Origin of the sequence: Paenarthrobacter sp. 2TAF44 (assembly GCF_052114885.1) — a bacterium.
Lineage (GTDB): Bacteria > Actinomycetota > Actinomycetes > Actinomycetales > Micrococcaceae > Arthrobacter.
In genome coordinates, this window is record NZ_JBFRFP010000006.1 from 99,414 (window position 1) to 124,303 (window position 24,890).

The window sequence follows — 24,890 nt, forward strand, 5'->3', positions numbered from 1 at the left end:
CCTGCGGAAGGTCCGGGACCGACAGAGCCCCGGACCTTCTTTTCCGTGCCCTGTTCCTGTTGTTGGTCGCGGCAGGGCCAATTGTTAAGGGAACGGATAAAAACCGAGATCCTCGATTAACCCTCTGCTGCGAAACAGCCCGAGCTGGTGCAGACAGTTTGCTGCGGTGTTGCCGTTTCGGCTTGATCGTGGGGTTGCCGTAGTAACTGTCGTCAGCGCTTCGGCCTCGCCAAAAGACATCATTGCTGCCTCGCTTCGGCCAAGTCATTGAAGCGTTGTCCGGTGCGCTCCACGACAGAAGGGGGTACTAGCTCGCGCAAGGTACGATTTTTGGATGAGCACGGAGAATAAAGGCCGTAGAGTTACCGCAGCGGATGTCGCGAAGTCTTTGGGTATTTCCAGGGCTACCGTGGGTTTCGTCCTGAATAAAACGCGAGGCCAGACCATTTCGGAGGCAACCCGTAAGCGGGTCATTAACGAAGCTGCGAGGCTCGGGTATCGTCCGCACACGGCCGCTCAAGCTTTGGCCCGGGGTCGAAGCCGCATCATCTTGTTGGTCCTTCCCGATTGGCCTCTCGAATACAGCATGCGCCGTCACATCGCCGAGGCCTCCGGTTTTCTGGAAGAGGCCGGGTACTCTTTGGTCACCTACACAATTCACGAAACATCCAGGCCGCTGTGGGAGTCCCTTGATCCGGACGTCGTTATTGGGCTTCTCCCGTTCTCGGAGGAGGAAGTGGAATCGATACGGGCGAGTGGTATCACCAACATTGTCCCGGTTCCGGATGCGCATACGCCCGCCTGGCAGACAGGGCCGAGTATTGTCGCGGGGCCGGAACTGCAGGTGGAGCACCTCGTTGAACGCGGCCACCGCAAAATAGCTTTCGCGGCGCCCGGAGACAACCGTCTGCGCTCCTTTGGTGAGGCCCGTCGCAATATCGTCACCAACAAGGCGCTGGAGCTTGGTCTTGGTGAAGTGGATTGCCGTCAGATCGACCGCCAGGACGATTCGCCCCAGGTTGCCGTCCGAGAGTGGGTGAATGCGGGTGTGACCGGGGTGGTTGCCTTCAATGACGAGATCGCGGCAGTTGTTACCAGTGCCGCATTGCGCCAAGGCCTGGCGGTCCCCGGTGACCTTGCTGTCATCGGGCATGACGATGACCCGTGGGGCGAGATTCTTGTGCCCGCACTCTCGACTATCCGTATGGACGTCGAAGGACTGGGCCGGCTGTTGGCACTGACAGCACTGAACGCCGTGGACGGCAGGGACGTGCCCCAAGGGGAGCCCAATGCGGTGGCCACTCTCGTCCGACGGGCGTCGACCTAAAACACCGCCTGGCCTTTGTGCGGCCCGTGTGGAGCCGATCGCAGGGCTCGCGATCTGAACTTCTGATTGTGCCGGCATATCGGCGGCGGCACCTACTTGCGCGTGCTAGTCTTTTCAGCACACACCAAGAAGCACCTCTTACCGCCTCGACGATGGAGTCTCATGCCCACCGAAGCTATCAACCTCATTGACTGGGAATTCGCCAATACCAGTGCTGGCTCCTGGACTTCAGTCAGGCTCCCGCACGATGCCATGATCCACGAGACCCGCACACCTGACGCGCCCGGAGGTGCGGATGTGGCCTACTTCCCCGGTGGCTTCTACACATATCGGACCACGTGGAGTGCTCCGAAGGATCCGGCTGCTTGTGCGGCACTGCGCTTTGAGGGTGTCCAGGGCGACGCCACGGTTACCGTCAATGGCAAAGCAGTGGGTTCCATACGCGGCGGGTACACCGAATTCGAGTTCGCAGTGCAGGACCAGGTCCTTTGGGGTGCTGCCAATGAAATCGTCGTCACCGTAGATAATTCACTTCAGCCGGGAAGCAGATGGTACCCGGGCTCAGGGCTATATCGCGGAGTTTCCGTTATTCTGCGACCTGCCCTCCATTTCGCCAATGACGGTCTACGGGTGCGCACGCTGGCCCTCACGGCCAAAGCCGCAACGCTCGAAGTGCAATATGACCTGAACACACCCCACGACGCTGCAGGCATCTATGTGGAATTGTTCGACGGCGGCACTCTGGTCGCCGCCGCGAAGGCAAATGGAGCGGCGGGAACACTAGATTTGCACGTCCCGAACCCCAAACCCTGGAGCGCAGAAACACCGCACCGCTATGAACTCGTGGCAAAGGTTTATGCAGCTGAAGGGCTGATTGATGAACGACGCGAGAAGGTGGGGCTCAGGACGATCACGGTTGATGCCCAGCGGGGCCTGCGAATCAGCGGAGTCAGCACTTTGCTTAGGGGTGCGTGCATTCACCATGACAATGGAATTCTGGGCGCCGCTACGCACCGGGCAGCAGAATACCGGCGCATCCGGTTATTGAAGCAGGCGGGCTTCAACGCTATCCGCAGTGCCCATAACCCGATGTCACGGCACCTCCTGGATGCCTGCGACGAATTGGGCATGTACGTCCTGGATGAACTCGCCGACTACTGGTTCGCTTCCAAAACCCGGTACGACTCGGCAAGCAGGTTCCGGGACACCTGGTCCGAGGACGCGGACCGCATGGTGGAAAAAGACCGCAACCGCCCGTCGGTCATCATGTATGCCGCCGGAAACGAGATCCCGGAAACTGCAACGCCTGAAGGGGTCACTGTGGCCCGGGAGATCACGGAATACCTGCATCGTTTGGACCCGGACCGGCCGGTCACCCTTGCAACGAACCTCTTCCTGAACGCGATGGTGGTCTTCAAGCAGTCCCCTTACAAAGAAACTCCTGAGGCTGAGGGCGAGACATCGCTGGCCGGAAGTACCGAAGCGAATGTTTGGATCAACCAGATCGGACGCATGATGGACCTCGTTTCGAGGCTCCCACAGGCGGACAAGGCATCCAAGGATGGGTTCGCTGCAGTTGATGTCGCGGGTTACAACTACGGCCTGGCCCGGTACAAGCGGGACCTGCGCGTCTACCCGCAGCGGGTGATTCTCGGCTCGGAAACGTTGCCCGGGGACGTTGCCCGCTCCTGGCACTTGGTGGAGGAAAACACCGCGGTCATAGGGGACTTTGTGTGGGCAGGCTGGGAGTACCTGGGCGAAGCCGGAGTCGCGGTTTGGGTTCCTGGGAAACGAGCGGGCTTTTCCAAGCCCTATCCCCACATCCTGGCGGGCCCTGGCATGTTCGATCTCATAGGCCAGCCGGACATCACCCTGCGCCTGGCGCAGGCTGCTTGGGGTGTCCTGGACGCCCCGGCGATCGGTGTGCGACCCCTGGACCGCAGCGGAGTGCCCATGGTGCGGTCGGCATGGCGCGTAACAAACGCCGTCGAAAGCTGGTCGTGGCGCGGGTGCGAGGGACGCAAGGCAGAGATCGAGGTCTATTCAGCCGATGACCATATAGAGCTATTCCTCAACGGCCGCCGGATCGGGCGCCGCAGAGCCGGCCGAAGCCGGGGTTACGTCGCCAGGTTCACAGTGCCATACGAGCCGGGGTCGCTCACCGCTGTGAGCTACCGAGGCGGCAATGAAGTTTCCAGGACCACCCTTCAAAGCGCCGAAGGCCGGTTGGGCCTGCGTCTCACCGCTGGTAGCGCGGACGTCGCAGCGGACGGAGCTGACCTGGTTTTCGCGGAACTGGCCGTCGTCGGCGCCAACGGTCAGGTGGAGATGCTCGGCGACGAGGAAGTGCGACTGACTGTCACCGGTCCGGGTGAACTTATCGGTTTCGGGACCGGAGCACCGGCGCCAACTGAAGCATTTACAGGCACCACAACCACCACGTATCGCGGCCGCGCGCTCGCCATCGTGCGCCCCACCGGGGCAGCTGGAGCCATCACCATCACCGCACACGCACAGAATGCCGGCTCAGCCGAGCTGGTTGTCCAGGCAGTCGTTTCAACAGCTACGCCTGCCCTTTTGGAGCCGTCGCTCCGCTAAACCCCAACCACGCATGTAACGAACGGCCGGGCATTCCGGTGGAAAATCGAAGGAGAACACATGAACCGCTATGAAGGACGTCGAGTACTCGTTACCGGTGGAGGGTCGGGGATCGGGCAGGCCACAGTTCTGCGCCTGCTTTCCGAGGGAGGGACCGTGGTTGCTGCCGACATCTCGGAAGCAGGCTTGGAGGACACCACGACGGCGGCTGTTCACCTTGGCGGGCAGCTCACAACGGTGGTCATGGATGTCGGCAACGAAGCGTCCGTGAATCACGGCGTACGTCAGAGCACGGAGGTTCTGGGTGGGCTGGATGTCTTAGTAAACGCTGCAGGGATTCTGCGCTCTTCGCACACAGAGGCGACATCGCTCGAACAATTCGAACAAGTCATCCGGGTGAATTTGACAGGGACTTTCTTGGTCATCAGACAAGCCGTTCCCCATCTCAGGGCCGGCCGCGCAGCCGCCGTGGTGAACTTCTCATCCACATCGGCAACGTTCGCCCACCCTTACATGAGCGCATATGCAGCGAGTAAAGGTGGCATCCAATCGATGACCCATGCACTCGCGTCTGAATATTCAAAAGACGGTATTCGCTTCAATTCCGTGCAGCCCGGCTCCATCTCGTCGGGGATGACGGACGGGTCGGGGCAGAGCAAGCAGAATCAGGGTCCCGGCCTCCCCGACGATATGGACTACAGTTTGGCCAGCAAGCTGGTCCCAGCGCTCGGAGAAGGATTCGCCGGACCAGAAGCTGTTGCCAGTGTTGTCGCCATGTTGGCCAGCGATGACGGTAAATTCATCACCGGCACCGAAGTTCGCATCGACGGCGGGACCCACTTCTGACGCGTGGTCTGTCCGGGAATTCGGGTACTCACCTCTATGACGTACCTTCCACCCCGGGGCCGGTCAGGGGCACCTCTGGATCCCCGGACCGGTCTCACGCTGCAGGTCATCGACAAGCTGCCACATTTTCGGCGTAGCGGCTGAGTAGGAGATGGCTCGCGCCGCACGTTGGCTATTTGGACCAACGGGCCAGGCGTGAGTGAAAAATTCCCTGGTCCCGCACGCGTCCAGGGGCGGCGTCACGCCCATTACCGCTGAAATCCAATAGTCCCATCAACAAGGACTCTGATCATGAATCGACCCTTTAGTCTGCGCCCATCGTCGAAGCAGCGAACCGTTTCCGCCGAAGAACCCGGTGTCGCCGAACGAGTGATGAATGCGTTTGAGTCCATCCTCGTAAAGGCGGGCGAGCGGGCTGCCACTCTGGAAGCTGTGGCAAAGCTCGCTGGCGTATCGAAGGGGGGCTTGCTCCACTATTACCCAAACAGGGAAGATTTGGTTTCTGCACAGCTTGAGCGCTTTGATGAATTGGTGCTGGAAGACATCCGCGCCATGAAGGCAGCCGCCGGAGGGGCGGTCATGCACTTTCTCCAAACTTCTCTTTGGAGCAATTCGCCCTTGGACAAAGCGTTTGTGGCCGTGAATCGCCTTGCGCCCATAGCACCCGCTGAGACGCAGCGCAGGCTGGCCGACGTCCAAAAGCAGTGGCTAGAGGTCCTGGAAGCAGAAGTCGGCCCAGACCTTGCCCTAGCGATCCGTTATATAGGAGTCGGCTTGTTTTTCAACGCCGTGTTCCACCATGGCGAACCAGGCAACCGGCATCGCCGGGAAACCGATGTGGCCGACTTGGTAAGTCTTTTGCGAAATGTGCGAGGGTTCTAATCCTGGGTGCAGGTGCGCGTCCTTCACACGCCCCGAAGGTCCTGCTAACGGCGTGGTGCTGCATGCGAGCCGCTGGTATCACCGGGACACACGCGCGGCTGGGGAATGAGCAAGGCAGCCTTACGACGCCAAAGTCCTCGCGGTCTGGAAGTCGACGGCCAAAATTGCCCGGGACAGGGTGACGGCGCGGTCCGCTAGCGTTTCAAGCTCGGCGTCGGTGCAATCGGCGGGGGCCCAGCGCGTGGCGCCCTCCAGGAGCGTGATCACCACCCGCACGTGCTCCGCCGGATTAGGACAGCCCATGTCGCGGGCAGCTGCCTCGTACATCCGTTCGTGTAGCGTCACCCAATCGTCCACCTGTGCTCGGAGATCCTGGGGCAGGACTTCTGCCATCCTGTCGGTGGCTACGAGCAAATCCCACAGGTTGCTTTCCGGGAGCCGCACCTGTCGCGTGAAGTGAAGCCTCACCATGGCGTCCCAGAACTCGTCCGCATTTGTGGCCGGCGCTACCGCCTCAAGCAGGGCGACGCCGAAGCGGTGGAAATGCCAGCGGAGCGATTCGGCAACGATTTCGTCCCGGCCGTCGGGGAAGTGGGAGTAGAGGCTGGGTGGCTTGATGTTGACCGAATTTGCGATGGTCCGCATCGAGACAGAGTTGAAGCCGTTGGCAATGGCGAGCTGAAGGAACGCCTCAAGAATGTTCTGCCTGGCGGCTTTCTGGCCCGCCCAGTTCCACTCCTCGAGTCTAGTCTGGAGGGCTGCCTTCGCGGCTTCGTAGGACGTCATGCTCATAATCCGCCATCCTAACAGTCGTTAGGTAAATCGGGATGAGCGCTTCCCTAACGTCTGTTAGTTAGGTAGTCTGGAAGTGGCGTGGAGCACATGCACCCACCAACCCGGATGGTTTGAGCGGAAGAGCAAACAATGGTCACCGAAAACACGAGCCTGGGGGCCCCTCGGAACAACAACACCATCATCCTCGGAAGTGGTCTTTCGGGAATGGTTGCCGCGTACATCGGCGCACGTGCGCTGGAGGAAAACGCATCACAAGATGAGAACTGGACCGCCGAGCGGGTGTTCCGTCCCAAGCTGCCGAGGTGGCGGCCACGAAAGTCCAGGCCAGATGGATCTGGCCCGGCGTTGGCGTCCTGAACCGCATACTCAGAGAGAACCTCCCATGTCTGCAGAAGTACTGTCACCGTGGCCGAATGAAACCCCACGTGAAACCAACCGCGTCCGCGAGCTCTTCCTCATGCAACCCCAAACCGACCTCAGCGGCATCCGTCCCATGGTGGCCCGTTCGTGGTACCGCAGCCGTGCTGCGGGCGTCGATGCCTTCGCGGACCGCGGGTTCTACGACGAAGGGCGGGTGGACGAGTACACGATCGCGGCGGCGGGACCGCACCTGCAGAAACTGGATGAAGTGGCTGCCGACTTGGGCGGCTACGTCAACATCACCGCCCCTAACGGTGTCCTGGTCAAGGCCAGCTTCCTGCGGGATGACGGATTCCCCGCTGGGTATTCCCTGCTGGAGGAGAGTTGCGGAAGCAATGGCGAAGGTTTGGCCCTGGAAGAAGGGCGCGGCATCTGGCTGGCCCCGGAAGAACACTTTCGGGAGGACATGAGGGGCAACTGGTGCTTTGCTTCCTTGGTCCGGGACCCGTTCCATAACCGTGTGCGGGCCGTGATAGGTCTGACGCTCCCGGCAAACCGGGTCAGCACGCTGGAACCATCATCGACCCTGCTCATGCTCGAAGGCGTCGCTTCCCGGATTGAGCGCGACATCGAAGTCCGCACCTCATCGAAGGAGCGGGCACTGCTCAGTGAGTACCTCAGGATCTCACGCCGAAGGGGCAACCGGGCGGTCATTGCCGTCGACGGTAAAAACGCGCTCCAGAACGCATCCGCGACTGCCACGCTGGTGGACAGCGACTTTTCGATCATTTCCGGTTATGCCAAGGCCGTTATGGCGTCCGGCCGCGACATGAACTGCGAAGTTATGCTGCAAGGGCCGGGGCGTTCCACGCTGGAAATTTCACCGGTAACGCTTTCCGCGGCCAACGTCGGAGCAATTGTGGTGGTCCGGCCGCACGCGCCCGCCAAGGAGCGGGCAAACGCCGCCGCCGGTGCTGCAATAACGCTGGAATCGGCGCCGCAAGGAACTGCGGATCGCTTATTGAAGCACGTGGACGGCACCAGCACGGAGTTTAAGCGAACCCTTAACCTGGCGCGGAAGGCTGTGGACCAGGACCGGTCCGTGGTGCTGATCGGTGAATTGGGCAGCGGGAAATTGCGGCTGGCCGATGCAATCGGGTCACTGCGGGGTGGCCGCGCGATAGTTGACGCACGCAACGGTGACCTCAGGAACCCCAACTTCAGGGACGTCCTGCACCGGGTGGCCACGGAGCTTCCAGCCACGTTGATCGTGGAGCACGCTGACGAGCTCTCACAGAATGAAGCAGTCGAGATCGCCCGGAACCTTCGCGGCCATTCCACCACCAAGCTGATCTTCACCATTACCCGCCCCACGGACGCGACCCTGCTGCTTTCCGAGGCGTTCGACGTCCTTGAAATCTCGGTGGCACCACTTCGCAACAGGAGGGAAGACATCCCACAGCTGGCGAATGCGATTGCCGGGGAGATGGGGGAGCGGCGGCTTTCCCGCAGGCTGCTCACGACGCTCACGCAAGCCGACTGGCCACGTAACATCGACCAGTTGAGGGCCGTCGTCTCCAACGCCGTGGAACGGGCAGGCGGTGCCGAAGTAACAGTGGATGACTTGCCACAGGGATTCCACCGAGTCCTGACGAAGGGTCGGCTTTCCCGCCTGGAAGACGCGGAACTCAGCGAACTGCGCACGGCGCTCCAGGAAGCAAAGGGCAATCGCAGCCTTGCCGCGGAGACCCTGCAGATCGGGCGCTCCACTCTGTACCGGCGCATGGACTACTTCCGCAGCCGCGGCTTCGACCTCTGATTCCACGCAGGCAGCAGCCGACCTCCTAAAGAGGCCGGCTGCTGCGCGCTGCCCAGGCGGCGAAAGCCGGACGGCGGGTGGCCGCTTGTGCTGCCCGGCCCTCCCCAGTCGGTGGGACACAGTGTCCCACTGTGGTGTCTCGATATGGCACGGATGGCCGCCGCGATATCGCGTTGTACTGGAAATCACCCGGCACCGGCACCCGTCCCAAGGAGTGTCCGGCAGCGACCGAGGGTACGAACACGAACAGGACGACTGACTATGACCCGCGATGCCCAGGGAACCATTCTTGTGGCCCCTCACCATTTCCCGGACCTGGACCGTGAGCACGCGCTCGCGGAGGAGTTCGGCTACACACTCAACCCCGCGGCAGACACCGATGCCTTCCGCGAAGGGCTTCCCGAAGCCGACATTGTGATGATCACGCCCTATGCCAAGCTCACTGCCGCCGACTTCCCGTTGATGAGCAGGTGCCGTGCAGTGATCCGGTACGGAATCGGCTACGACAACATCGACGTCGCCGCGGCTACCGAAGCGGGTATCCCGGTCTCGATCGTTCCGGGCACGGCCTCGGAAGAAGTCGCCTCCCATGCCTTCGCCATGGGCCTGGCGTTGGCCCGCCGCCTACCTGCCGGAAACGCCGCCATCGACAACCTTGGCTGGGCCGGAACCATCGGCTACGACACCCCTGTCCTCTCCGAGCTTGAGGTCGGCGTACTGGGCATGGGCCGCATCGGGCAGCACGTGGCCCGCATGTACTCGGCTGTTGGAGCCCGCGTCCGCGCCTACGATCCCTTTGTCACGGAGAGTTTCGTGGAGATGACCGGGCTGCAAGACATCTTGGAGAATTCCGACGTCGTCTCCCTCCACCTGCCGCTGAACAACGAAACGGCGAACCTCATCTCCACCGAAGTGCTCGTCAAAATGCGCAAAGGCACGGTGATCGTCAACGTGTCCCGCGGCGGCCTCATCGACGAAGCCGCGCTCGCGGAGGCACTAGTCTCCGGACACATCGCAGGCGCCGGCATCGACACCTTCGCCCAGGAACCACTCGGGGCCGAACACCCCCTGCGGACGGCGCCAAACGCCATCCTCACGCCACACATCGCATGGCGTTCCAACCGGTCCACGGGCGCCCTGCAGGACGGTGCCGTGGAGCGCGTACGCCTCGCGCTAACCGGCCAGCCGCTCATCGACCTCGTGAACTGAAACGACTCGTGAACTGAAACGACTCGTGAACTGAAAAGACTGGAGAAACCCGACTTGGCTACCACCAATCATTTGGAAGACCTCGCTGCGTTGCAGAACCCTGCGGAGGATCCGCATCTGCGCCGTGGGCCGCGCGGCTTCCCGCTGCTGCCTGGCGGCTACGGCCGGTCAACCTACTACACCGGCGCACCAAGCCCTTACGCCATCAAGGGCGAGGGCTACCGGGTGTGGGATGACCGCGGCCGTGAACTGATCGACGCGAACAACAACTTCACGTCCCTGATCCACGGCAATGCCCACCCGGAAATCACCGAAGCTGCAACCAAGGCCCTCACCACTGGTGCAAGCTGGGGTATCCCGAACCTCTACGAATGGGAACTCGCCGAACTCCTGCTCGGCCGTCTTCCCGAATTGGACCAGGTCCGTTTCGCAAACTCCGGCACCGAAGCCGTCATGTCCGCGATCCGCATCGCCCGTGCCAGCACTGGCCGAGAGCGCGTTATCGTCACCAAGGGCGGATACCACGGAACGTCCGAGGTTGCCCTGGTTCCCGGTGGACCGTCCTACCAGCGCGGCGTCACCCGCGGCGTGATCGACGACGTCACAGCGGTTCCGCTGAACGACGTCGAATTCCTTCGCCAAGCGGTCGAGGCCGCTCCGGACGCCTACGCTGCCATCATCCTGGACCTGCTGCCCAACCGTGCCGGCCTCCTTACCATCAACGAGGACTTCGTCCGGACTGCCCGGGAGCTGGCCACCCGTTACGGCATTGTCCTGATCATTGATGAGGTCATCAGCCTCCGCCTTGGCTACAGCGGCTTCAGCGGCGAATACGGGGTTACCCCGGACCTGCTGACCACGGGCAAGCTCATCGGCGGCGGATTCCCCGTTGGAGCTGTCTGCGGCACGGCCGAGCTGATGGCCGAAGTGGACCCGACGCTCCCTGGCAGCCTGCCTCACGGTGGCACCTTCTCCGGCAACCCAGTGAGCATGGCAGCGGGTTCCGTCGCCCTGCGCCTTTACACGGAAGATGAGGTCAAGCGCCTGAACCAGTTGGGCGACACCGCTCGCGACACGGTCAACGCCAGTGTTGCCGAAGCCGGCTGGGAGATCCGCGGCCGCGGCTCACTCCTCCGCGCGGTTCCGGCCGGTGCAGAGAAGGTGGACGAACACACCCAGCACAAGCTGTGGTGGGCCTCTTACGAGCGCGGCCTGCTGGGCTCCCCGGCCAACCTGTTGTCGCTGTCCACGCCCATGGACGAAAAGGTTGTCGCTGACATTACGGACCGCCTGGCCGACGCTGTCCTGGCAGTCGCCGCAGGGGCTCCCACCACGGAAGGCGCAAAGTAGCCATGAAGATTGTTTCCTACGAACACGAGTCCGGCGTTCGCGGCGGCGTCCTGATCGATGACACCGTCTATGACCTGGAGTTGCTGCTGCAGGGTTCCCGCCAGGCGGTGCACGGAGCCACGACGTCCGTCCGGGAGTTCCTGGAATTCTACGGTGACAGGCTTGAGGCCATTTCGGCCGAGGTCAGCGCATTGGCTGGTCAGGACCCCGAAGCCCATGTGGGTACCCGTTCCGAAATCCGTTTGACCACCCCTGTACCCAATCCTTCCAAGGTGCTGTGCATCGGACTGAACTACAAGGACCACGTTGCCGAGACCGGCCGAGCGTTCCCGGAGTACCCGGACGTTTTCGCCAAGTTCGCCTCCACCATGGTTGGACCCGAGGACGAGATCGGCGGTGCGAAGGTCAGCGATAGCCTCGACTTCGAGGGCGAGCTGGCAGTCATAATCGGGCGCAAGGCCAGCGGAGTCACCGAAGAAGAAGCGCTGAACTATGTTGCAGCACTTTCCCCGCTGAACGATGTCACCGCCCGCGACCTGCAGTACCGCGGGACCCAGTGGCTGGCAGGCAAGGCTGTGGACGGGTCAACCCCGTGGGGCCCTGCTCTGGTCACCCTGGACGAAGTGGGCGATCCCCAAAACCTGGGCCTCGCAACGCGTGTGAATGGCATCGAAGTGCAGCGCTCGAACACGAGCCACCAGATCTTCCCGATCGCGCGGATCGTCTCCTACCTCTCAAGCTTCCTCACCTTGGAACCGGGCGATGTCATTGCCACAGGGACCCCGCAGGGCATTGGTGCCAAGCGGAATCCGCCTGTCTGGCTGGAACCGGGAGACACGGTGGAAATCGAGATCGACAAGGTGGGGCTGCTCCGCAACACCGTGGGCAAGCCCCAGGTATAACCCCCTGCAAACTCTACGAAAGTAATGAAGACCATGAGTGATGTACAAACACAAGCAAGTGAGGCCAGGTACCGCATCGCCGTCGACACCGGCGGTACGTTTACCGACGTCGTGGTTGGTTCCAACAGCGGTGACATGGCGGTCGGCAAGGCGTTGACCACCTACGACCGCGTGTTCACCGGCTTCGAAGCGTCCGTACGCCGCGCAGCCGAGTCCGTTGGCTGGAGCGGTGACGAGGTCCTGCGCAACGCAGACGTTATTGTCTATGGCACCACCCACGCCACCAACGCAGTGCTCACCGGGAAGGTGGCCAAGACGGCACTGCTGACCACGGACGGTTTCGCCGACACCCTGCTGCTGCGCGAAGGCGGCCGCCGTGACGCGTTCGATTCTAAGGCTGCCTACCCGCCGCCGTACATTCCCCGCCAGCTGACCTTCGAAATCACCGAACGCATCTCTGCCGAGGGCGAAGTCCTGGTGGCACTGGACGAAGAACAGGTCCGCGAAGTCCTCGGATCCTTCAAGGAACAGGGCATCGAGGCCGTTGCGGTTTCCTTCCTGTGGTCCATCATCAACGACCTCCACGAGAAGCGCGTTGCCGAGCTGATCCAGGAAATTCTTCCCGGCGTTCCGTACACGCTCTCCAACGCGGCAAATCCCACCATCCGCGAATACCGCCGCTCCTCGGCAGCCTCGATTGACGCTTCCCTGAAGCCGTTGATGGCCGACCACCTGGGCAAGCTCCGCTCCGACCTCCAGGAATACGGCTTCGCCGGGGACCTGCTGGTGGTCACCTCAGAAGGTGCCGTCCTCGACGTCGCCGATGTCCTTGACCGTCCCGTCCTGCTTCTGAACTCCGGCCCGTCCATGGCACCGCTGGTGGGTGCGGCAGCTGCTCCAGACCACGACACCGTGGTGGTCTGCGACATGGGCGGCACCACCTTCGATGTGTCCTTGGTGGAGAACGGCGTGGTCCGTCACACCCGTGAAGCGTGGCTGGGGGAGCCGTTCGTCGGTCACCTCACCGGCCTGTCCTCCGTAGCGGTGTCGAGCATTGGCGCCGGCGGCGGGAGCATCGCCTGGATCGACGGCGGCGGGCTGCTTCGCGTGGGCCCGCAGAGTGCGCGCAGCACCCCCGGTCCGGCAGCCTACGGCCGCGGCGGCGAAGAACCAACCGTCACGGACGCTTGCGTGGCGCTCGGCTACCTCGACACAGAGGGCTTCGAAGGTGGCTTCACCCTGAACCGCGAGGCTGCCATCAAGGCCATTGACACCCGGATCGCCGGGCCGTTGAAGATGGACACCCTGCAGGCCGCCCAGGCCATCCTGGATGTCTCCGCCAACCACATGGCCACCGCCATCCGACAGTCTGCCCTCGAACAGGGCGTTGATCCCCGGGGCGCGCTCATTGTTGCCGGCGGTGGCGCAGGTGCCATGGTCGCAGCGATCATCGGCAGGCTTCTGGAAGCCGACACCGTCCTTGTCCCGGCGACCGCCGGCGTCCTGGCCGCCTACGGCGCCCACCGCGCCCCGATCGCCACAGAGTTCCTCTCCCCGCTGCACAACGACACCCGCAGTTTCGACGCCGGTTCGGCCTCCCGCGCTGTGGAGGACCTGACAGCCAAGGCTGAGGCCTTCGTGAAGCGCTTCGATGGCGTGGGCGAGGCACCCAAGGTCACCTACTTCGTGGATGCCCGATACCCCGGCCAGGCCTGGGACCTCCGCGTCTACCTCGACGCCGCCCCGGACACCACCGGCGATGCGGCAGGCATCATCGAGCGCGCCTTCCACGAAGAGCACGACCGCCGCAACGGCACCCACGACCCCGACAGCCGCGTGGAGATTATCACCTGGGGCGTCCGCGTGGAGATCCCGCGTCCGGAGAACGCCAAGTCTGAAAGCGAACTCAGCCGAACGGCGGAAATCCACCGCACCGACGACATCGTGTTTGGCGGCGAACCTTTCAGCACCCAGCGCTACCGCGGCGTGACGCTCGCCCCCCGCGACAAGATCATCGGGCCTGCCGTCATCGACCAGCCAACCACCACCATCGTCGTGCCGCCGGAGTGGGACGCCACGCTCGATGAACGATCCAACATCTACCTCACCCGTAAGGAGGCGTAACCGTGACCCGCGTATTCGACCCCGTAAAGCTCTCGGTCCTTGCCAACGCATTCGACGGCATCGTCCGCGAAATGACCAACGGCCTGCTCCGCTCCGCCCGCTCATCAGTCATCAACACCGCCCGCGACTTCTCCTGCGCCGTACTGACTGCAGACAACCAACTGCTCGCCGCGGCCGAAGGAGTCCCCGTGCACGTCTTCGGTGCCGGTCCGCTGGGCGAAGACATGGTGGAACTGCACAAGGACATCCGGGAAGGCGACGCGTTCCTGCACAACGATCCCTACATGGGTAACTCGCACGCTGCAGACCACGTGATCCTGGTGCCCATCTTCATCCAAGGACGCCACCTCTTCACCGCCGTGACGAAGGCCCACCAGGCCGACTGCGGCAACTCGCTTCCCACCACGTTCTTCGCAACAGCGCGGGATGTCTATGAGGAAGGCGCGCTGATCTTCCCCTGCGTCCGGATCCAGCGCGACTACACAGACATCGACGACATCATCCGCATGTGCAGGTCCCGCATCCGTGTGCCCGACCAGTGGTACGGCGACTACCTCGCATCCGTGGGTGCTTCCCGTATCGCCGAGCGCCGCATCCACGAGCTCGCAGAAAAGTTCGGAGTCGATGACCTGGTGGACTTTGTGGACGCCTGGTTCGACTACTCCGAGCGACTGACCGCCGGCGCAATCGAGAAGCTGCCCGAGTACGTCCTCCACGGCACCTCTGCCCACGATCCCTTCCCCGGCACCGGACCGGACGGCGTGCAGCTGCAGGCGACCCTCGAGGTGAAGCCCAAGCAGGGCAAGATTGTGATCGACCTGCGCGACAACCCGGACAACCTTCCCAACGGCTTAAACCTCACCAAGGCAACGGCCACCGGCGCCGCATTGGCCGGCATCCTTTCCGGTATTCCGGAGAACCTGCCGAGCAACGCTGGAACCTTCCGCCGGGTGGAAGTGCTGCTGCGTGACGGCTGCGCCGTCGGTGTTCCGAAGCACCCGTACTCCTGCTCCTCGGGCACCACCAACCTCGCCGACCGCGTAGTGAACATCGTCCAGGCCGCGTTCTCCCAGATCGACGACGGATACGGCACCGCCGAGGGTGCGGCCGGCCAGGCACCCGCCAAGTCGGTCATCTCCGGCACGGACGAACGCAACGGCAACGCCTATGTAAACCAGATCCTGGTAGGCGGTGTCGGCGGGCCGGCTACCCCGTTCGTCGACGGATGGCCCACCTACCAGCGTCCAGTGTGCGGCGCCCTGCTGTACCACGACAGCGTGGAAGTGGACGAGCAGCGCTACCCGATCCTGGTTCACGAACGCACCCTGGTAGCAGACACCGGCGGAGCCGGCCGCCAGCGCGGCGGACTCGCAACCCGCGTCACCATGGAACCCCGTGGGGAGAGCGTCACCCTCACCTACGGCATCGAAGGCAAGATCAACCCGCCCAAAGGTGTCCGTGGTGGCCACGACGGGGCAGAACCGTCCGCCTGGGTAGAGGACCTCAAGACCGGCGAGCGGCGCGAGATCCCGGTAGTAGGCCGCTACGACCTGCAGTCGGGCGAGAAGGTCGTATCCATCACCCCCGGCGGTGGCGGCTACGGCGATCCGCTGGAGCGTGACGTCCTCGCAGTCCTCGACGACTACCGGGAATCCCGCGTCACTGCCGAGGCAGCAGCTGCCGATTACGGCGTGGTCATCACCGACGGCGCAGTTGACGAGGCAGCCACAGCGAAGGCCCGCCAGGAACGCCTGGCCGGCTAGCCGACAGCTATCGCAACCCATCCCGAGGCGGGGTATATTCCTCGCCTCGGGATGTTCCAACAAACATTTACGGAGATTCACATGGAACCCATTCGAGTCGGCATCATCGGCGTCGGAAATGTACTTAACCAATACCTGGACAAGATCGGCGTCCACCCCGACGTCAACATCGTTGCGCTCGCGGATGTGAACCCCGAGGCAGTCCGGAAGCGTGCTGCCGAGTACGACGTTCCCAAGGCCCTCACCCCGGACGAGTTGCTCGCAGATGAAGACGTGGAGTTGGTCCTCAACCTCACGCCGCCCAAGCTCCATGCACCGGTCACCCTCCAGGCGATCGCGGCCGGCAAGCATGTCCTTTCCGAGAAGCCCTTCGCCACGTCCCTTGAGGAAGCGAAGCAGATCCTGGACGCGGCACGGGAAGCCGGCGTCAAGGTTGGCTCCGCTCCCACCACCTTCCTGGGTTCCGGCATGCAGACCAGCCGCAAGCTCATCGACGACGGCTGGATCGGTGAGCCTGTTGCAGCTTTCGCGTCCTTCGCGTGCCGCGGTTATGAGCACTGGCACCCGAACGTGGACCCGTTCTACAGCCCCGGAGCTGGCCCCATGCTGGACATCGGACCGTACCTGATCACCAACCTGGTGAACTTCTTCGGCCCCGTTTCCCGCGTCTCAGCAACCACGCCGCGTTCGTCCGAGACCCGTCCCCGCCCCGGCAAGGAGGGCGAAGTCATCCAGATCCAGACCCCTACGCACGTCACGGGCACCCTCGACTTCGAGTCCAGCGCCACAGCTACGGTGATCGTCAGCTGGGACATCTGGAACCACAACCTGCCGCACCTGGAAATCTACGGCACGGGCGGTTCGCTGGCCGCCCCGAACCCGGACCACTTCTCCGGCGCTCCCGTGCTGCGCCGCGGCGAGCCTGGCGACCTTGCACTGGACATGACCCCTCCCGGTGGCGGAGATTGGCGCGAAACACCCATCACCCACCGGGACGACGCCTACCGTGGCATCGGCCTGGCCGAATTCGGTTACGCCATCCGCAACGGCGTGGAACCCCGGACCGGCGGCGACTTCGCCTACCACGTCCTGGAAGTCCTCCTCGCCTTCGAGGCGTCCTCGGAGCAGGGCAAGCACATCGCGATCAAAAGTACCTGCGAGCGGCCCCGGCCGCTGCCCTCCGTGGGACCGCAGGAGCCTTACCGCTTCGACTAAGACAACCGAAAACAAACAGCAGCCGACGGCGGTACGCGCGTACCGCCGTCGGCTGCTGTTGTTTTCGTGTCCGGGCACATGGGTTGCTGCGTCCCAAACTGGGACACAACTTTGCTTCCCCATGGTGAAAACCTGATGTTCGGGCGAATCGGTTTGCAAATGCCGACGCACCTACGAATTTAGGAGAACCCATGACTAGCACAGCCGCTGCTGATATCGGCACCGAGGTCAATATCGCAGCCGATAAAAAGGCCGTCCGCCGCCGCACTGTCGCACAAGCGATCGTTGAGTATTTGCAGGTCCAGTACAGCGAACTCGATGGTGAAAAACGGCGTCTGATCGCCGGTATGTACGGCATCTTCGGGCACGGCAACTCCGTTGGCCTGGCCCAGGGCATCGACGAATACGGCGTGGACTTCCCGCATTACCAGGGCAAGAACGAGCAATCCATGGTCCATGCGGCCATTGGTTTCGCGAAGGCTTCCAACCGTGCTGCCACTCTGGCCTGCACCGCTTCAGCAGGCCCAGGATCCACCAATATGGTCTCCGGTGCCGCCACGGCCACCACCAACCGCCTCCCTGTGTTGCTGTTCCCCGCGGACATCATCAACAACCGGTTCGGCGACCCGGTGCTGCAGCAGATCGAGCACCCCGTTGAGCGAGATGTTTCCGCCAACGACTGCTTCCGTCCCGTCAGCCGATACTTCGACCGGATCACCCACCCTGCACAGTTGCTGTCAACGCTCCCGGAGGCCATGCGCGTCCTCACCGACCCGGTGGAAACCGGTGCCGTGGTGGTTTGCCTTCCGCAAGACATCCAAGGTGCCGAGTTCGACTTCCCGGAGTCCTTTTTCACCCCGCGCGTCTGGCACATCCGCCGTCGCCCGGCCGTTGAAGACGAGCTGCGCGACGCCGTCGAAATCATCCGCAACGCCAAGCGTCCGCTGCTGATCTCCGGTGGCGGTGTCCGCTACTCCAAGGCACAAGACGAACTGGCACGCTTCAGCGCGGAATTCGGCATCCCGGTGTCAGAGACCTACGCAGGCAAGGGCAGCGGACCCATCACCGATCTCAACCTCGGTGCGCTGGGTGTGACCGGAACCGTGGGCGCCAACGAGATCGCAGATGGTGCTGATGTGGTGGTGACAGTGGGTTCACGCCTGCAGGACTTCATCACCGCTTCCCACTCGCTCTTCCAAAACCCGGACGTAAAGTTCGTGAACCTCAACGTGGGTTCGTTCGACGCCCACAAGATGGGCTCGTTCCCCGTGATCGGGGATGCCAAGCTGAACCTGGCCGCCGTGCGGGAGCGCCTCGCCACCGTCGGATACTCGACGTCGGACGAGTTCCGCAGCGACATCGCAGATGCCCGCAAGGCCACGCAGGAGGTGCGCAAGCACGACCTTCAGGATTTCGCCGGCGAACTGATGAGCCAGGCCCAGGTGATTGACGTACTCAACAAGCGCACCACCAGCGACGATGCCCTGATTTTGGGCTCCGGCGGCGTGGTTGAAGGCATCCATAAAGCGTGGGATCCCTCCAACGGCACCGAAATTCACTTCGAATACGCCAACTCCTGCATGGGCCATGAGATCCCGGCCGGCCTCGGCTACCGTTTGGCCCGTCCCGAAGCGCCGGGCGAGGTGTACGTCCTGATCGGTGACGGTACCTACTTCATGCAGCCCACGGAATTGGTCACGGCTGTCCAGGAACGCAAGAAGATCATCACGATCGTGATCGACAACCGCGGACACCAGTGCATCTGGCCCCTCCAGGTTGCTAAGGGTGGTCCGGGCCGCGAATTCGGCACCCAGTACCGGGAACGCAGCAAAGAGTCAGGTCGACTGGACGGGGCGATCCTCGACTTCGACATCGCAGCCAACGCAGCCAGCATGGGCTGTGCTGCCTGGTCCACGACGACGATCCAAGAGTTCTCGGCCGCCCTCACCGAAGCACAGGAAGCCGAGGGCCCCGCCGTGATCGTGGCCCGTGTTGAGCCGTGGCGCTACCTTTCCGGCAATGGCGCCTTCTGGGACGTTGGAGCTCCGATGACTTCGGAGCGACCCGCCACCCTGGAGGGTGCTGCCAAGCACCTCAAGGGCCGTGAGCGCCAGCGCTTCTACGCTGCCACCACCGCACCTGAAACGCGCTAAGCGCACCGGGCGGGATCGCTACGCAGCGGTCCCGCCCGTCGTCTTACGGGCTTGCCCGTTCTTTCTGATTTTCGTAACAAAGGAGCATTCATTATGAGCGCATTTGCCGTTACTGATCCGGCCACCGGAACCATCCATGCTGAGTACCCCGCCGCCACTGACGCAGAGGTGGAAGCCGGGCTCAGCGCCGCCCAGCAGACCTACCAGGAGTGGTCCCGCACCACCACGGTGGCCGAGCGCGCGGCCTTGGCCAAGCGTCTTGCGGACCTGTTTGTCGAGCGCAAGGACAAGCTGGCCGCCATCATCAACCGTGAAATGGGCAAGCCGCTGCAGCAGGCCGTGGGCGAGGCCGAGTTCTCCGGGTCCATCGCAGCTGCTTTCGCCGAGCATGCCGAGGAATGGCTGGCCGATGAGCAACTCGAAGTAGCCGACGGGCTCCGGAGCTTCTTCCGGTACCAGGGCCTTGGCGTGATCCTGGGCATCATGCCGTGGAACTACCCCTACTACCAGGTGGCACGGTTCGCGATTCCGAATATCATTCTGGGCAACACTGTTATCGTCCGCCACGCCAGCCAGTGCCCCGAATCGGCGTTGGCGCTGGAGGAACTCTTCCGCGACGCAGGCTTCCCGGAGGGCGCCTACGTCAACCTGTTCGCCACCCATCAGCAGATCTCGGAGATCATTGCCGACGACCGTGTGCAGGGTGTCTCACTTACCGGTTCGGAGCAGGTGGGAGCGATCGTGGCTGAGCAGGCGGGGCGCGCGCTGAAGAAGTGCGTACTGGAGCTTGGCGGCGCCGATGTGTTCCTTGTTCTGGACACGGACGACGTGGACCTTGCGGTGAAGAAGGCCGTAATGGGCCGCATGGGCAACACGGGCCAGTCGTGCAACGGTTCCAAGAGGATCGTGGTGATGGACAAGTACTTCGACGAGTTCTCGGAGAAGTTCAAGGCCGCCATCGCCGGACAGTCCTACGAGAACGGCGATTTCGGGCCGATGTCTTCCGATTCGGCCACCAAATTCCTGGCCTCGCAGGTGCAGGGCGCCTTGGACCAGGGCGCCGAGATCCTGGTGGGCAACAATGAGCCCAAGGGCAACGTCTTCACGCCGACGGTGATCACCAACATCACCCCGTCCATGGATGTCTACAGCGAGGAGCTCTTTGGCCCCGTGGCCCAGTTGTACAGGGTCGGCAGCGACGAGGAAGCGATCAAACTGGCCAACTCCTCGCCGTACGGCCTGGGCTCCGTGGTGATTTGCGACGACGTGGAGCGCGCCGAGCGCGTCGGCAACCAGCTCGACGTCGGTATGGTCTTCGTGGGTGCCTACGACCTCAGCGGTGCGGACGTGCCGTTCGGCGGCGTCAAGAAGTCCGGGTACGGCCGCGAACTCGGCAAGGTGGGCATGCTGGAATTCGCCAACAAGAAGCTGTTCCGCTTCGCCAAGTAGCTTCAGCGCAGCAAAATCAGCGCACCAAAAGGGAGGCCGGATCATCGCGATCCGGCCTCCTTCTGTGTCCAAAGGGCTTAGGCCCCGTACGTCGTCTTCCCGGAGACTTCCGGAATCTCCACCCAGTCGCCGGAACCGGCGCTGCGCAGCGAGGCATCCACCAGCTCCGAAGCCGACCAACCATCGGCGGCGGAGGGTCCCAACTGCTTTCCTTCAGCGACGGAGCGCAGGAACAGCGCGGCCTCGATGGTCTTGAGGTCGTTGAAGCCGATGCCCGGGCCGGGGCCCGGTTGGAAGCGACCGAATTCGCCATAGGACGGTGGTGTCATGATGGTGCGGTACCCGCTGCGGTCGGTGGCGAGCTCAAGCTGGTTCATTCGTTCGAAGTTCCAGCGCAGCGAGCCTTCCGTGCCGTACACCTCGATGATGTATTCGGCGTGCGGCCCAATGGCAACGCGCGTGGATTCGAACATGCCGATCGCGCCGCCTTCGAAGCGGGCCAGCATAGCGGTGTAGTCCTCGTTTTCCACCTCTCGGGTGACATCGGAGGCCTGGCCCATATCGAAGGAGTTGGAAGAATTGCCGGCGGGCAGCGGGCGGTCCTTGATGAATGTCTCCGTGACGGCATTGAGCGAAGTGATGCGCCCAACCAGGAACTGTGCGAGGTCGAAACCGTGGCTGAGGACATCGCCCAGGACACCGGAGCCCGCTCGTGCCTGCTCGTAGCGCCATGTGAAAACCTGGGTGGGGTCCGAAGCGTAACCGGTGAGCAGTCGGATCTGCACGTTGGTCACCTTGCCCAGCGCCCCGGAGCGGATGAGCCGCCTGGCTTCAGCTACGGCCGGTGCATGCCGGTAGTTGAACCCCACGGACGTGATGAGTCCAGCAGCCTCGGCACCTTGGGCAATCTCGCGGGATTCCCGGGCACTGCGGCCCATGGGCTTCTCGATCCAGAAGTGCTTGCCCGCTTCGATGGTTGCCAGGGCGATTTCGTGGTGCAGGAAGTTGGGGGAGCAGATCGAGACGACATCGACGTCTGGGTTCTCGAGCACTTTGCGGTAGTCGGTAGCCGTTTCCTTGTATCCGAGCGCGTCCTCGGCGTGGTGGCGGCCGGCGTCGTCGGGGTCGGCGGCGATCACAAGCTCTGGGTGGCGCGGCAGTTCAGGGAAGAACTGTTTGGTGGCGAGGTAGGCGCGGGAATGCAGGCGCCCCATCCACCCCACCGAGATGAGGCCAACGCCAATACGGTTCTGGTCTTCCAAAGTGGACTCCTTAGTTTGTGCCGTTCTCCGGCGGTGTGCTGTGCCGCACAGAAAGGCAGCATCTGCGGATCAGCCTATTAACGCCAGGAGTGTGCGCTGTGTCTCAATCTGAGACATCCAGCGAAGGCCTCCTGCTGTTTGAGTGGAACGTACTAGTCCAGCAACGCCAAAAAAGAGGAGCCTGTCGACGATGATGGACCGCAACACGTGGAATCGGACGGAACCCTTGCGGGTGCTCGTCACAGGCGCCACGTCCGGCGTCGGGGAAGCGACCGCGAAACTGTTCGCAGCCCGGGGTGCACGCGTAGCCCTGCTTGGCCGACGTGCGGGGGAACTTCAGCGCGTGGCGGACGACATCGACGGCGGTGCTTACCAGGTGATCACCGACGTTGCCGACGCCGAATCAGTCCGGAACGGCGTCCGGGGCGCGATTCACTCCCTCGGTGGGCTGGACGTGGCCGTCAACGCCGCGGGTGTTGCCGGCTTCGCGGCCCTTGAGGACCTGGACGAGCACCGCTGGCGCGAAACGCTGGACACCAACCTCTCCGGTACGTTCTACGTCGCGCGAGAAGCAGGACTCCACCTGCGCAGAACCGGGGGAGGGGCGATCGTCAATGTCGCCTCGGACCTTGCAACCATGGGGGTCGCCGGGTTGGCCCATTACTGCGCAGCCAAGGCGGGCGTGGTGGGGCTTACCAAGGCGCTTGCCGTGGAGCTGGCGCCCAATGTCCGCGTCAATGCCGTCTGCCCCGGTCCGATTGATACGCCCATGCTGCGCTCGGGCCTGGACGCCGAGCCGGATCCCGTCCTGGCTCTGCAACAGAAGCAAAGCACTGTGCCGCTGCGCCGGTTCGCTGATCCCGAGGAGGTGGCAGCAGCCATCTATTTCCTGGCCGTTGACGGCACCTTCGCCACCGGCACCAGCATGGCGTTCGACGGCGGCACATCCGCCGCGTAACTGCCACACCCAAGACCTCATAGAGACAAACAAGCCAAGGAGCCTTGAAAGATATGTCCGAGTCGAACTACAACGACCTCCGCAGCGCACGATGGTTCGCGCCACACGACCTCACCGGATTCGTACACCGCACCGCCATCCAGGCTGAAGGCTTCTCACGCTTCGCCCTCAAAGACAAGCCAGTCATTGGCATAGCAAACTCCTGGTCGGAACTGGTCAACTGCAACATCCACTTCAAACTGTTGGCCGACGCCGTGAAGCGCGGGGTCCTCATGGCTGGCGGGCTGCCGCTGGAGTTCCCGACGATCTCCCTGGGTGAGAGCTTGATGAAGCCCTCTGCCATGCAGTTCCGGAACCTGATGGCCATGGACGTTGAAGAGTCCATCCGCGCCTACCCGCTGGATGCCATCGTGCTTCTGGGCGGCTGTGACAAAACCGTCCCAGCACAGCTCATGGGTGCCGCCAGTGCGGATGTTCCCACCATCATGCTGACGGGAGGCCCCCAGGAGCCCGCCCACTTCCGGGGGAAGCAGCTCGGGGTTGGCACTGACACCTGGAAGTACGCAGATGAGTTGCGTGCAGGAAAGATCACCGAGGCGGACTTCGACGAGCTTGAATCCGCAGCGAAACCATCTGCCGGACACTGCAGTGAGATGGGCACTGCCTCCACCATGACATCCCTCGTCGAAGCCCTGGGCATGTGCCTGCCGGGTACTGCCTCAATCCCTGCAGTGGACGCGCGCCGCGCCCAAGCAGCCGAAGCCACAGGACGCAGGGCAGTGGAAATGGCCCTGACCCAGGGGCCGAAACCCAGCGAAATCTTGACCAAAGAAGCCTTTGATAACGCCATCACGCTCTTGATGGCTGTAGGTGGCTCCACCAATGCCGTCGTGCATCTCCTGGCGCTAGCGAGGCGCGTTGGTTACGAGCTGCCGTTGGATCGCTTCCACGAAATCTCGCAGCGCACGCCTCGCATCGTCAATGTCCGCCCATCGGGTGAATACTTGGTGCAGCAGCTGTTCCAGGTAGGTGGCATCTCCACGGTACTCAAGGAGCTGGCGCCACTCCTGAACAAGGACGCCATCACCGTCACGGGTGAGTCCCTTGAAGATGGCTACAAGACGGCACCGGAGCCGGACGGCGTCGTAGTCAGCACCCTCCAAGAACCCTTCGACGCTTCAGGTGGCATCGCCGTCGTCCGTGGCTCCTTGGCACCCAATGGTGCCGTGATCAAGAGAAGCGCAGCCTCCAAGGACCTGCTGCAGCACAAGGGGTCGGCGGTGGTGTTCGAGGACATTTACGACCTCGGCCGCAGGATTGATGATCCAGATCTGGATATCACGGAAGACTCCGTACTGGTCTTGCGCAACAGCGGCCCCGTAGGAGCTCCCGGTATGCCCGAGTGGGGCATGCTTCCCATTCCGGAGAGGCTGCTGCGCCGGGGCATCCGGGACATTGTCCGGATCTCCGATGCGCGAATGAGTGGCACGGCCTTCGGCACCACGGTCCTGCATGTTTCGCCGGAGGCTGCTGTGGGCGGTCCGCTGGCCATTGTCCGCGACGGCGATCCGATCGTGCTGGACGTCGAAAATCAGCGCCTCGACCTGGACGTCCCTGCCGAAGAGATCGAGGCCCGATTGGCCGAGCTCAAGCTCCCCGCGCCAAAATACCGGCGCGGCTACGGACGTTTGTTCATCGACCACGTGAACCAGGCACATGAGGGCTGCGACTTCGACTTCCTCAAGGGTTTGCCGGATGAAGAGCCGCAACGGCTGCCGTACGGACTGATGAGCGGTTGGCAGGGCGGCTGGTAGGCCGCCGCCGATACTAAGCACGAGTTTTAGGGGCGCTCCTGCGGAAGCGCCCCTTAATAAGGAG

General features: G+C 63.0%; 18 protein-coding genes. 16 read left to right on the forward strand and 2 right to left on the reverse strand.

The genetic code is table 11. The features are described 5' to 3' along the window. Positions 1–334 precede the first annotated feature (334 nt). The 4 genes from AB4Z15_RS08240 to AB4Z15_RS08255 all read left to right on the forward strand — a co-directional run bounded on the left by AB4Z15_RS08240 (position 335) and on the right by AB4Z15_RS08255 (position 5,653). Positions 335–1,327: a LacI family DNA-binding transcriptional regulator gene (locus AB4Z15_RS08240; protein ID WP_131134381.1), complete on the forward strand. Its 993-nt coding sequence runs from the start codon at positions 335–337 to the stop codon at positions 1,325–1,327. 162 nt (positions 1,328–1,489) lie between these two features. Beyond that, entirely contained in the window at positions 1,490–3,925 is a 2,436-nt protein-coding gene (locus AB4Z15_RS08245; RefSeq protein WP_442016886.1) for a glycoside hydrolase family 2 TIM barrel-domain containing protein, read from the forward strand. A 60-nt stretch (positions 3,926–3,985) separates the two neighbouring features. Further along, positions 3,986–4,771: an SDR family NAD(P)-dependent oxidoreductase gene (locus AB4Z15_RS08250; protein WP_442016887.1), complete on the forward strand. Its 786-nt coding sequence runs from the start codon at positions 3,986–3,988 to the stop codon at positions 4,769–4,771. Positions 4,772–5,062: 291 nt separating this feature from the next. Then, on the forward strand, positions 5,063–5,653 hold the full coding sequence (locus tag AB4Z15_RS08255) for a TetR/AcrR family transcriptional regulator (RefSeq protein WP_442016888.1): 591 nt from the start codon (positions 5,063–5,065) through the stop codon (positions 5,651–5,653). Positions 5,654–5,773: 120 nt separating this feature from the next. Here the strand turns inward: AB4Z15_RS08255 and AB4Z15_RS08260 are convergent, their stop codons facing one another. Continuing rightward, entirely contained in the window at positions 5,774–6,445 is a 672-nt protein-coding gene (locus tag AB4Z15_RS08260) for a TetR/AcrR family transcriptional regulator (protein WP_442016889.1), read from the reverse strand. A 132-nt stretch (positions 6,446–6,577) separates the two neighbouring features. Between AB4Z15_RS08260 and AB4Z15_RS08265 the strand changes: the two genes are divergently transcribed. The 10 genes from AB4Z15_RS08265 to AB4Z15_RS08310 all read left to right on the forward strand — a co-directional run bounded on the left by AB4Z15_RS08265 (position 6,578) and on the right by AB4Z15_RS08310 (position 20,792). Then, positions 6,578–6,805, forward strand: coding sequence for a hypothetical protein (locus tag AB4Z15_RS08265; RefSeq protein ID WP_442016890.1), 228 nt, complete (start codon positions 6,578–6,580; stop codon positions 6,803–6,805). A gap of 25 nt (positions 6,806–6,830) precedes the next feature. Then, positions 6,831–8,627, forward strand: a complete 1,797-nt coding sequence (locus AB4Z15_RS08270) for a sigma-54-dependent Fis family transcriptional regulator (RefSeq protein WP_442016891.1) — start codon at positions 6,831–6,833, stop codon at positions 8,625–8,627. Positions 8,628–8,888: 261 nt separating this feature from the next. Next, a complete protein-coding gene (locus tag AB4Z15_RS08275) occupies positions 8,889–9,836 on the forward strand; it encodes a C-terminal binding protein (RefSeq protein WP_442016892.1) in 948 nt (315 codons plus the stop codon). A 54-nt stretch (positions 9,837–9,890) separates the two neighbouring features. Further along, the gene (locus AB4Z15_RS08280; RefSeq protein ID WP_207307799.1) at positions 9,891–11,186 is read left to right on the forward strand and encodes an aspartate aminotransferase family protein; all 1,296 of its coding nucleotides are present in this window, start codon (positions 9,891–9,893) and stop codon (positions 11,184–11,186) included. Positions 11,187–11,188: 2 nt separating this feature from the next. Next, a complete protein-coding gene (locus tag AB4Z15_RS08285; RefSeq protein WP_442016893.1) occupies positions 11,189–12,088 on the forward strand; it encodes a fumarylacetoacetate hydrolase family protein in 900 nt (299 codons plus the stop codon). 33 nt (positions 12,089–12,121) lie between these two features. Further along, positions 12,122–14,212: a hydantoinase/oxoprolinase family protein gene (locus AB4Z15_RS08290; RefSeq protein ID WP_442016894.1), complete on the forward strand. Its 2,091-nt coding sequence runs from the start codon at positions 12,122–12,124 to the stop codon at positions 14,210–14,212. A 2-nt stretch (positions 14,213–14,214) separates the two neighbouring features. Beyond that, the gene (locus AB4Z15_RS08295; protein ID WP_442016895.1) at positions 14,215–15,975 is read left to right on the forward strand and encodes a hydantoinase B/oxoprolinase family protein; all 1,761 of its coding nucleotides are present in this window, start codon (positions 14,215–14,217) and stop codon (positions 15,973–15,975) included. 81 nt (positions 15,976–16,056) lie between these two features. Continuing rightward, the gene (locus tag AB4Z15_RS08300) at positions 16,057–17,190 is read left to right on the forward strand and encodes a Gfo/Idh/MocA family protein (RefSeq protein WP_242633463.1); all 1,134 of its coding nucleotides are present in this window, start codon (positions 16,057–16,059) and stop codon (positions 17,188–17,190) included. Positions 17,191–17,381: 191 nt separating this feature from the next. Then, entirely contained in the window at positions 17,382–19,343 is a 1,962-nt protein-coding gene (iolD, locus tag AB4Z15_RS08305) for a 3D-(3,5/4)-trihydroxycyclohexane-1,2-dione acylhydrolase (decyclizing) (protein ID WP_442016896.1), read from the forward strand. A gap of 93 nt (positions 19,344–19,436) precedes the next feature. Next, complete coding sequence (locus tag AB4Z15_RS08310; RefSeq protein WP_442016897.1) at positions 19,437–20,792, forward strand: aldehyde dehydrogenase family protein; 1,356 nt, start codon at positions 19,437–19,439, stop codon at positions 20,790–20,792. Between the two features lie 77 nt (positions 20,793–20,869). Here the strand turns inward: AB4Z15_RS08310 and AB4Z15_RS08315 are convergent, their stop codons facing one another. Then, entirely contained in the window at positions 20,870–22,054 is a 1,185-nt protein-coding gene (locus AB4Z15_RS08315; protein WP_442016898.1) for a Gfo/Idh/MocA family protein, read from the reverse strand. 190 nt (positions 22,055–22,244) lie between these two features. Between AB4Z15_RS08315 and AB4Z15_RS08320 the strand changes: the two genes are divergently transcribed. Then, positions 22,245–23,012: an SDR family NAD(P)-dependent oxidoreductase gene (locus AB4Z15_RS08320; protein ID WP_442016899.1), complete on the forward strand. Its 768-nt coding sequence runs from the start codon at positions 22,245–22,247 to the stop codon at positions 23,010–23,012. A 53-nt stretch (positions 23,013–23,065) separates the two neighbouring features. Continuing rightward, positions 23,066–24,826, forward strand: a complete 1,761-nt coding sequence (locus AB4Z15_RS08325) for an IlvD/Edd family dehydratase (RefSeq protein ID WP_165478340.1) — start codon at positions 23,066–23,068, stop codon at positions 24,824–24,826. Positions 24,827–24,890 lie beyond the last annotated feature (64 nt).

Coding starts and splice junctions, on each gene's coding strand:
- iolD (WP_442016896.1), top strand. CDS start 17,382: ATGACTAGCACAGCCGCTGCTGATATCGGCACCGAGGTCAATATCGCA.
- AB4Z15_RS08250 (WP_442016887.1), top strand. CDS start 3,986: ATGAACCGCTATGAAGGACGTCGAGTACTCGTTACCGGTGGAGGGTCG.
- AB4Z15_RS08325 (WP_165478340.1), top strand. CDS start 23,066: ATGTCCGAGTCGAACTACAACGACCTCCGCAGCGCACGATGGTTCGCG.
- AB4Z15_RS08255 (WP_442016888.1), top strand. CDS start 5,063: ATGAATCGACCCTTTAGTCTGCGCCCATCGTCGAAGCAGCGAACCGTT.
- AB4Z15_RS08240 (WP_131134381.1), top strand. CDS start 335: ATGAGCACGGAGAATAAAGGCCGTAGAGTTACCGCAGCGGATGTCGCG.
- AB4Z15_RS08260 (WP_442016889.1), bottom strand. CDS start 6,445: ATGAGCATGACGTCCTACGAAGCCGCGAAGGCAGCCCTCCAGACTAGA.
- AB4Z15_RS08320 (WP_442016899.1), top strand. CDS start 22,245: ATGATGGACCGCAACACGTGGAATCGGACGGAACCCTTGCGGGTGCTC.
- AB4Z15_RS08245 (WP_442016886.1), top strand. CDS start 1,490: ATGCCCACCGAAGCTATCAACCTCATTGACTGGGAATTCGCCAATACC.
- AB4Z15_RS08285 (WP_442016893.1), top strand. CDS start 11,189: ATGAAGATTGTTTCCTACGAACACGAGTCCGGCGTTCGCGGCGGCGTC.
- AB4Z15_RS08290 (WP_442016894.1), top strand. CDS start 12,122: ATGAGTGATGTACAAACACAAGCAAGTGAGGCCAGGTACCGCATCGCC.
- AB4Z15_RS08300 (WP_242633463.1), top strand. CDS start 16,057: ATGGAACCCATTCGAGTCGGCATCATCGGCGTCGGAAATGTACTTAAC.
- AB4Z15_RS08310 (WP_442016897.1), top strand. CDS start 19,437: ATGAGCGCATTTGCCGTTACTGATCCGGCCACCGGAACCATCCATGCT.
- AB4Z15_RS08270 (WP_442016891.1), top strand. CDS start 6,831: ATGTCTGCAGAAGTACTGTCACCGTGGCCGAATGAAACCCCACGTGAA.
- AB4Z15_RS08265 (WP_442016890.1), top strand. CDS start 6,578: ATGGTCACCGAAAACACGAGCCTGGGGGCCCCTCGGAACAACAACACC.
- AB4Z15_RS08275 (WP_442016892.1), top strand. CDS start 8,889: ATGACCCGCGATGCCCAGGGAACCATTCTTGTGGCCCCTCACCATTTC.